Below are 8747 nucleotides of genomic sequence, written 5' to 3' on the forward strand. Positions count from 1 at the left end.
ATCCCCTTTGATCGACACAGAGTCCCAATGTATGCCCCACGATGAAGACAACATAACCCAGGCCCGTACCCGCTTGCAGGCACTGGCCCAACATCCGCCGCACCGGTCGGTGGCCATGTCGCTGCGCGCCCTGTTACCGGACATCGAGGCCGCCCAGCGGGCGGGGGCGTCGTCGACCGACATCCTCGCCGAGCTTGCCGCCGCCGGGATCGCGATCCGACCCCGCACTTTTGCCAAAACGCTCGCGCGGATCCGGCGGGAAGGGCGTGCTGTCGTGCCGGTCGCGGCTTCCGTGGCCACCCCAGCGCTGCGGGTGACCCCGACGTTGGAGACACAGCGAAGCAACCCCGCCGTCTATCAGGAGTTCAAGCGCCCGACTTTCGAGTACGATCCGTTGAAGACGTTGGAGGGTTAAAAAGCAGTCAAATTGTGCCTGCCCCCTCTTAAGCGGGCGTCAATGATGAACCGCTTCGTTTTTTCCCGTCTCGCCGTCAACCTGACGTCCCCATCGTTCCTGCTAACGCCGTGGTGTACGGCAAACCGAGGGGGTTCCGAAGGGGGGCGTGATGATCCCTCGCGTACCCGATTTGAGCCGGGCATGGTCGAAAACGCGACAAGATCAAACGACATGCGCGGTATTGAGGCATCCGTCATCACGGAGACGCGGCAAGGGACAAGTCGATGAAGGGCGTGACGAGAGTGAAGGGTGATCTCAGGGGGCGATCCTTGCACCGATCCGCGAACGCGAACGGAAGTGCAGCTTGCCGACCTCCTATACGCCGAGCGTATCCTGCCTGGACCGCCTAACGACCCTGCGAGGTTTGCCAACGGCTGCGGATTTCGCGCTCGACCCTGCTCGCGCTGTGCGAGTTGGCCGCGCGTCCGGCCAATCCCTGCACCCTCGCATCCCTTCTGGTCGGCTGTCATCACCGCATTTTCCATGCGTCGCTGGTGGTTTGGTTGGAACGGAACCAGATATTTCAGCGATCCACAAACCGCACGACCTCCAGGCTGACGCGCACCACGCGCCGGAGCCCAACATCAATGGCCACGTCTGCAGGGGTTCGTTCCTCAGCCGGGCTACCAACACCAGGCATGGAGCGCCCACTGGACCGTGCGCAGATGGTGGCCCCAGTGGGTCATAAAGCCGAGTTCGTAGTGAAACAGGGCGTCGGCCTCGGACGTCGAGCGGAAGCGCCACTGGATCAATTCCAGGTCATCGATGATCTCGGAGAGGTCGACCTCGGGGCAAACAATCTCCTCGCGGCCCGCCCGGTCGTCAGCGCGCACCTGCCTAACCCAGGCGGCGGCCTTGCGGAATGAAGCACGCCAGTCATCGCGGGATGGCTCCTCAACGTCCGGCTCATCGTCGCACTCGGTTTCCTCACGCCGGATCTGATGGGCCAGCCAAGCCAGCTCATCCAGGGCGCGAATCAAGGGTTCCAAATCGGGCGGCGCTGACGGCTCGGTATCCATCAAGACTAGAAAACGATCAACGGCGTCGGCAACGGGATGAGATCCCACCACGCTTGTGCCATTCTGCGCTTCGGCGCTCTCGGCAAGGTTGGGCTTGTCAGTCGGCAAGGGGGTGGGCAACATGATTTCCCTGAATGAGTTGGCGAGGTCTGCGATGAACCCCGGTTTACGCCAAAAAATTGATTCCACCTTAAGAGGATACGCTGTCCACGTTGAAACCTGGGATCCCGAATGTGGCGATACCTTCATCATGTTGAACGCGCGCGAGTGGCTGGAGAGCCAGCTCTCGGTGCTGACCGACACCGAGTGCCAGGTACTCGCGGCGGCCGATGCCCAGCTGGTCAGGCTCGCACGAACCGTCACGGTCGAGACGCTGGATGTCGAATACTTGCGCCAAACTCTGACGGTTGTTGCCGCCAGCCAACTGACGCGACGGAGCGAGGAGCATCGACGATGAGCGTCGCGGATCCACTGCGTGGCTATCGCGAAGAGGTCGGTTTTGGTCTCGCGGTCGGCGATGGGCCATTCCTGCGCCAGACCCGCCAGCGTCTGAGCACCTTGGCACTGACCGGAGCGCAGCAGACGGAACTGGAGCATATCGACACCTGGGTGATCGATGAGATCCTCTACGCCGACGAGTTGGAAAGCTTCTTGCTGAAGGACGATCCAGAGCACCCTTTGGCGGAGTGGTGGTGGCATCTCGGCGCGCTGCGCGCCCGCACCTATCCAGCGGACTTGCTTCCGCCCGTGCTGCGCCGGATCTACCGTGTTGAGGACCGCGACGCTCAACAGCCTGACGCGCCCGACGAGCCGTCATGCCACAGTACGATCGTCAAGGAGACCTGGAGGCGTTTGTGATGCGAGCAACGATTGCGCGGCGCGTCGAGGACGGCCGGATTCCCAAGCGGGAGGAAGGATTGGCGCGAGGCTTGATCGCTCAATCCTGTTCGGCTTCGTAGACCGCCCGCAGATGGTCGGGTAACAGGTGTGCGGGATAGGTCCGGGCACGCAGCTTGCCCAGATGCCACCACCAGCGGGTTAGGGGTTGGTCCGACCGATCCTCCAACAAGACGGGATTGATGTAGTCGTTAACGAGCGCCGCTTCGACGACGATCTCATCAAGTTCGTGCACTTCCTGGGATTGCGCCAGTCGCTCGTCCAATGCCTCCCGCGCCTGCCGCAATCCGATCCCTTCGCCGTCCATCGAAAACTGGAACCAGGCGTATTCCCTGTAACGTTTGAAAGGATCGTGCTTCTTGGCATCGAGATAGCGTGCGAAGGAATCGCGTTGATCGGCATCCATCGGCATTGGCGTGTTCTTCCGTCATCCGGCTTCATGGCACCCATGCCGAAGGAGTATAGATGCAGCGACCTCGATCCGACGCCGACCGGCGGGCGATCTCGGGATTTCCGCGATTCGCGCCGACGCGTTGCGACTGCGGCTCCTTCGGCGGATGTAGAATCAAGCGGCGGCTGACGAGAGTCATCAGGCTGACTTGGCCTTGCCGCCAGGCAAGATGAGCTAACCGGGGTCGCCAACCTGGTCCGTCAGCCGCGCCGCGCCGTAGCGCTTTCCGGCACCGACATTCAATCGAGAACGCATGATGCATATCCAACAGCAGGGCGACTGGCTAAAGGCGGCTCGGATGACGAGCCTTAACAATCACTATCTTGGCTTACGCTTTGGCACCGAGCCGTTGCACGATCCGCGCCCGGTCGCGGCCGATGTGATTGAGGGGGTAACGGCGGCAAATGCGGAATTTGGGGTCCGCTATCAGGTGTCGGAGATCCAGATCGACGAGCGCGATGCCTACCGCCCTCAGATCTACCAAATGATGGCCTATCAGCTCACGGCCTATGCGGCAATGCACGGTTTGTCTCAACCGGCATAGAAACACCGCACTGCCGGATGCATGCGTGTCGCGCCCCCCGGCCAACGTCCGAAACGTCGTGCGGCTGATAGCAGTATAGGAGGGATCAACGCCTGTTGAGCAACCGAGATCGGACCCGCGACGCGTGATCGGAGCAATGGTTTGCAGAGATCGGCGATCGGCCTGCTCAATTCATCCGCGCGTTCTGGTCGACGATCCGCCCCACTCTCGCGAAAATAGGCCCAGCTTGACCAGCGAGCGAGGCGACCGGGAGAATGGTGTGGGCACGGTTAATCTTTCCGGTACATCTTCCGCATCGTGTCAGCCGTCTCTTTTAAGTGCTGCCTCAGCCAATTTTCTTCGGATGGTGTCAACATTTCCGGCGCGGCGTAAGTAGAGGCGGCTTGGTCGTCGTCGCAGTCAAGCGCCGAATCGTCCTCGTCTTCCGGCGGGTGCCCGACCACGTCGCGCAAGTCCCCTGCTGACTCGGGGCCATAGGCCGAGGTTATACCACCTGATCGACCACAAGCGGTGGTAGAAATGCGTAAAGCTCTTCGTCTGTCATGACTGTTCTCGATAGAATCTCTCCGCCCCGTCACCTCACCCCCACTCAAAGCAAATGCCGTTGTCTCCGGGGTACGGCCGCAACTGGTCGGTCTCGTCTGTCAAAATCTGCACGGAGATTGCCAGTGGAAACGCCTTGCAAGCTGGAACATTAGCCATCCAATGTGATATCCATACATGACCCTTCGATAGAGCCCCGAAAATACAGCTTTAATCCAAGGAGTCAGTCTGATTATCACGTAAGACGGCTATAGTCGCCTTCCATCTCTGGCGATAGGTCAATATCCACTAACCTGAGACAGTGAATGCAAGTCCCGCATTGCAGGCCAGGCGGGGCCGCTAGCTCAGCATCGCTACCGTGGTATAGCCAACTAATATGATATGCAGACACTAAAATATAGATTAATACGCAAGCCTTTGTTTTTTATTCGCAATTTTTATTTTTAACAATTTAATATGCGCACATAATTAATAAGATGGCTATAGTTCTACTATTTCCGCCAGCTTGATGCGCAGCGCGAGGTGCCGCCGCTGCATTGAATCGCCCGCCGATAGAGACTAAGCGGTCGCGTTTGGTTGATTGCATCGACCCAATCTTCTACTCGCTTAATCGTCTAAGCCATGAATGGCGAGACAGACGGCGGCGAGTACGAGTTGATTCCAAGCCGCGTTCATTTTGTCGTTTTGATAAATGCCTGAGCTACCATCAGCACTCGGGCGGAATCGAATGGTGACGGGATCCTGGATGTAACGCCGTATCGAATCTTCCACGGCGATCTGGCGGGCGCGGTTTTTGGCGTGTTGCATGTAGACCGTAATCTCTATGTGAGGCATCGCTGAACTCCGTCAATGTGGCCGCGACGACGGTGCTCCAGTCCCCGCCACCAGGCGGGACTCAGGTACCTGCCCTACGGCAATGCCGCTGTCGATTTCCGTTCACGCTCTCAACCCCGGCAACCCCGCGAACGTTCCCACCGTCTCCACGCTCACCCGCACCACGCGTCGGCGTTGCGTTGATGACGGCGTCATTCTCCCCTGACGCTGCGACGCATGTGATCAAGGATCAAGCGGCATCGGCTATCACACGCTCGATTTGCAATGGATAAAATCCGCTTTTTTGCGCATCCAGAATGGTCATCTCGCCAATCCCATCCGCAGTGTAACCAATGTTGACATTCCAATTGACCGATTCATCACGCAGAATCGGTGCCTTGGAAAACTCGATAAACAAAATATCGTCATCTTCGTAATACACGATTTTCATGATCGGTCATCGCAAATCGTTCAATGTTCATCGCGTTTGACGACGGCCTCAGACAGGGCGTTGATCACACCGATGACGACGACGGACGTTTTCCGCAAGCGTCGGCGTTGCCATCCAGTTTAGCGCACCCAACCCCGGCAACCCCTCAACGATGATCCGCACACTCTCCAGGCTGACGCGCACCACGCGCCGGAGCAGATCCACGATGTCGCGGGGGTCGTCTGACCAGTCGTCAGGTTCGCTCTTGATCCTGCTGGCATTTGACTTGAGCCGCTTTCTTGTCGTTTGCCCTTCGCGGTGCTACTCCGCCTTGGTTGAGCGTTCCAAGTTCAATGCCAGCAGGCGGCGTAGGATCTCGGCCTCGGGCATCGCGGGCGAGTAATCCTCCCAGCCATAGCTCGTGGCAACGGCGGCATCGAGAGCTTGGTGCGCGTGCTCCAGCCAAGTTGGACGGGTGTTATAGAGGTTGGTCGGGGTGCGCTTCTTCAACGCGGCGGCATGCTCGGGCTTGGGGACGATGCGCTCCGGGTAGCCGGGGACGACTTCGGGAATGCGCTCGATCCACTCGGGCGGGTTCAGCCAGTTTTCGCGCAGGGCGTTGAGCCGGTGGGCGGCGTCGGCGATAGCTTGCGCCTGGAGCCGATGCGCCGGAGCGACGGAAGGAATCACTGCGCCGCTGTCCAGCGTTTCGGTCGCGCCGATGGTGTCGGCGGGGGTCAGTCCTTCGGGAAACGGGAAGGTCTCGAAGGTGGTGGTGGGGGTGTAGCGGGGCCGGTCTTCCAGGCTGGTGCCCATCCGCAGCGACCAGAGTTCATGAAAGCGCGAATGCAGGATGCCGAAGGTGGTGTCGTCGGACTTGGCGGTTACGATCAACTGATGATCGGAGCAGGTCGCGGGGTGAAGCCACAAGAATAGCCGATGCTTCGCTACCGTCGGTGTCGCGATATAGCGTTCCAGCCCTGCGAGTTTTGCCCGCATCGCTGGCCGTGGCTCGACGAAACGCCACCAGTAACGGGCGTAGGCTTCGCGGCGGTTCTCCTGACGCAAGGTCTTGACGTTGGAGACCAAGTGAGCGAATGGCTGCTCATACAAGGCGGCGGCGGCCTCGTCCATCTCGGGGCCGAAATCGATGATCCACATATCCCGTGGTCGACGCGTGACATCGAGACCATTGACCCAGGGCTTCACCACGTCGGCATTCGGTCGACAGTGCGGATTGGGCGCGGACAGCATGGCGCGCGCCGCCTCTCCAGCGATATCGAACGCACCGCCCTTGGTCGTCGCCATGTAGGCAACCCCAGCGTTTTGCGACAGGCGCCGCGATTGGGTGATGTCGACGCCCGTCTCCAGCGTTTCGGCGGCGGTCAGATCCGCGAAGATCCCCGCGACGGGGGCACCATTCAACTGCACAGAACGCCCGTGATCTTTCGTCGCGAACGACAGCAGGGAGACCCGCACCGCCGCGCCATCGTTGATCCACGGTTCATCTGACCAGGCATCGAAGATCGCGCCGGTGTCCGTGATGCGCGCCAAAACCTTGCGATTCGGACCACCGCGAATGCTGTTGGTGGCGACCAGCCCGGCGAGGCGAGCCTTGCCCGTCTCGATCTGTACCCGCGCCTTCTCGAACCAATAGGTAACGAGATCCGCATCGCCCGGTACGCGCCCCTGGTATCGCTTGCGCAGCCGAACGGCATAGTCTTCGCCGAGTGCCCCGACCATCTTCTTGTTGCCCAGAAACGGCGGATTCCCCACGATGACATCGGCCTCGGGCCACGCGGGTTCGGTCCCGTCCGCGTTCACGATGGCATCCTGCTGGCGGATGGTGTCGAGCGGTTTGAGGATGGGGTTCTTCGACAGCGAGAAGCCGTGGTTCAGCATCCACTGTATCTCGCCGATCCAGACCGTGACGCGGGCGAGTTCGGCGGCGTAGGGATTGAGTTCGAGCCCCAGCACGTTCTCCGGGCCGACGCGCGGGAAGCTGCGTGGCAGACCGAGCGTCTCGGCTTCCAGGATGACGCGGTGCTCCAGATCCTTGAGACCCAGCAGGGCGAGCAGCAGGAAGTTACCCGAGCCGCAGGCGGGGTCGAGCACCCGGAAGCGGGCGAGCCGGTCGAGGAAGCCTTGCAGGACAGCGTGGGCCTCGTTGACCGCCTTGGTGCGCACCGAGGGAGATTTGGCGGCGCCGGCCTTCGCCATCAGCGCGGCGATCGCGGCGTGTTGGGTCGCCCATGCGTCTCGCAGCGGATCGAGCACCACGGGATCGACGAGGCGCATGATCGAGCCTGGATCGGTGTAATGGGCGCCGAGTTGGGAGCGCTTTTCGGGATCGAGACCACGCTCGAACAAGGTGCCGAAGATGGTCGGGTCGATGGCCGACCAGTCGAGATCCGCCAGGGCGCGCAGGCGTTGGATGTCCTCCGGCGCCAGCGGGAGCGCGGCGGGCGAGGCGAAGAGTCCGCCGTTGAACCAGTCAATCGCCTCGAAGCCGATCCGCCCACCCGTCGCCATCGCGCCGAAGAGGTCTTGAAGCATGGCAGGCAGGTCGTCGGGGCGTTTCTGTCCAGCCTCCAGGAGCTTGCTGAACAGCTTGTTGGGCAGAAGATCGATATCCTCGGCGAACAGGCAGAACAGGATCTGTTGGCTGAAATGGGCGACCTGGGACGGAGCATGACCGCGCTCGCGCAGCACCTGAGCGAGATCGCCGAAACGACCCGCCGCCGCTTCGGTCAGGTGCGCGGTGGTGCGACCGGGGCGCAGCCGTTCGGGATCGCTGAAGGCCCATTTGAGTAAACGCCGCTGGGCGGGATCGAGCAGATCCTCCAGGTTGATCTGGTGGATCTCCGGGACCGTGCCGGTGAAGGCGGTATGGATGACGATCCGCGCGATGTCGGAGACGATCAGCAGCGGCGGGTATTCGAGGGCGGGGGTGTAGAGCTGGAGTTGCTGAAACGCCTTCTGGAGATCCTTGCCCGGCCCCTTGTACTCCATGCCGTAGCAGGCGCGTTTCCAGACATCGGCCCAACCGTCGCCGCCACCGGCTTTTTTCGCGCCCTTCTCGAAGCAGTACCAAGCGCCGGTCGGGTCGGCCTCGGCGGGGGTGGGTTCGTCGAGGAGGCGGCAGAGGTCGATAAAGTGTTCCTGGGCCGCCGAGCGTTCCTTGAGGGTGACGCCGGTCCATTTGGCGACGAACTGTTCCGGGGTCATGGTACGTTTCCAGCAGCGAGGTCTGCGCGTAGAGTATCACTGTGACGGTGAGGAATCTTTCGGCATGCGCTGGTCGTCTTGATGCCTCAATGCGACGGTCTCGGCACAGGTTCCACGGAAAAGGGAACCAACACTCATCACTTGTAAAGGGATGGCGCTGACATGCGGGCATTCATTCAAAAGCATCGTGGCGAATTTGCTAACGCCAATTTTCTCACGGCATATCTAGGGCGTGTCATCAATTGTAGTTGTGTGGGAATATTGTCGCCCGACCACTTCAAAATGAACGAGGAGCCCGGATGACTCAGCGTCGCTATGCCCTGCGTGACGATCAATGGGAGCGGATCAAGAACCTCCTGCCTGGG

General features: G+C 60.8%; 10 protein-coding genes. 4 read left to right on the forward strand and 6 right to left on the reverse strand.

All coding sequences use genetic code 11. The features are described 5' to 3' along the window. The first annotated feature begins 31 nt into the window (after positions 1-31). Positions 32-415 (forward strand): hypothetical protein, encoded by a 384-nt coding sequence (locus QZY07_RS10535; RefSeq protein WP_295402253.1) that lies wholly within the window; start codon positions 32-34, stop codon positions 413-415. Between the two features lie 665 nt (positions 416-1080). Here QZY07_RS10535 and QZY07_RS10540 read toward each other — a convergent pair. Continuing rightward, the gene (locus tag QZY07_RS10540) at positions 1081-1599 is read right to left on the reverse strand and encodes a hypothetical protein (protein ID WP_295402254.1); all 519 of its coding nucleotides are present in this window, start codon (positions 1597-1599) and stop codon (positions 1081-1083) included. A gap of 127 nt (positions 1600-1726) precedes the next feature. Here QZY07_RS10540 and QZY07_RS10545 point away from each other — a divergent pair, with 127 nt between their 5' ends. Beyond that, entirely contained in the window at positions 1727-1933 is a 207-nt protein-coding gene (locus QZY07_RS10545) for a hypothetical protein (protein ID WP_295402256.1), read from the forward strand. After that, complete coding sequence (locus QZY07_RS10550; protein ID WP_295402258.1) at positions 1930-2334, forward strand: hypothetical protein; 405 nt, start codon at positions 1930-1932, stop codon at positions 2332-2334. The genes QZY07_RS10545 and QZY07_RS10550 overlap by 4 nt, the downstream gene beginning before the upstream one ends. Positions 2335-2413: 79 nt before the next feature. Here QZY07_RS10550 and QZY07_RS10555 read toward each other — a convergent pair whose 3' ends face one another. Beyond that, entirely contained in the window at positions 2414-2785 is a 372-nt protein-coding gene (locus tag QZY07_RS10555) for a hypothetical protein (protein WP_295402259.1), read from the reverse strand. Between the two features lie 292 nt (positions 2786-3077). On the opposite strand from QZY07_RS10555, the gene QZY07_RS10560 reads away from it, so the two are divergent. Beyond that, positions 3078-3368 (forward strand): hypothetical protein, encoded by a 291-nt coding sequence (locus QZY07_RS10560; protein WP_295402261.1) that lies wholly within the window; start codon positions 3078-3080, stop codon positions 3366-3368. Positions 3369-3637: 269 nt separating this feature from the next. Here the strand turns inward: QZY07_RS10560 and QZY07_RS10565 are convergent, their stop codons facing one another. The 4 genes from QZY07_RS10565 to QZY07_RS10580 form a co-directional block, all read right to left on the reverse strand. Then, the gene (locus QZY07_RS10565) at positions 3638-3820 is read right to left on the reverse strand and encodes a hypothetical protein (RefSeq protein WP_295402263.1); all 183 of its coding nucleotides are present in this window, start codon (positions 3818-3820) and stop codon (positions 3638-3640) included. A gap of 697 nt (positions 3821-4517) precedes the next feature. Then, the gene (locus tag QZY07_RS10570) at positions 4518-4718 is read right to left on the reverse strand and encodes a hypothetical protein (RefSeq protein WP_295402265.1); all 201 of its coding nucleotides are present in this window, start codon (positions 4716-4718) and stop codon (positions 4518-4520) included. Between the two features lie 256 nt (positions 4719-4974). Then, positions 4975-5175 carry a DUF2283 domain-containing protein gene (locus tag QZY07_RS10575; protein WP_295402266.1) on the reverse strand — a complete coding sequence of 67 codons (201 nt, stop codon included), beginning with the start codon at positions 5173-5175 and terminating at the stop codon, positions 4975-4977. 300 nt (positions 5176-5475) lie between these two features. Continuing rightward, a complete protein-coding gene (locus QZY07_RS10580; protein WP_295402268.1) occupies positions 5476-8382 on the reverse strand; it encodes a DNA methyltransferase in 2907 nt (968 codons plus the stop codon). Positions 8383-8747: the final 365 nt, after the last annotated feature.

The sequence above is a fragment of the uncultured Thiocystis sp. genome, assembly GCF_903866365.1.
Taxonomy (GTDB): domain Bacteria; phylum Pseudomonadota; class Gammaproteobacteria; order Chromatiales; family Chromatiaceae; genus Chromatium.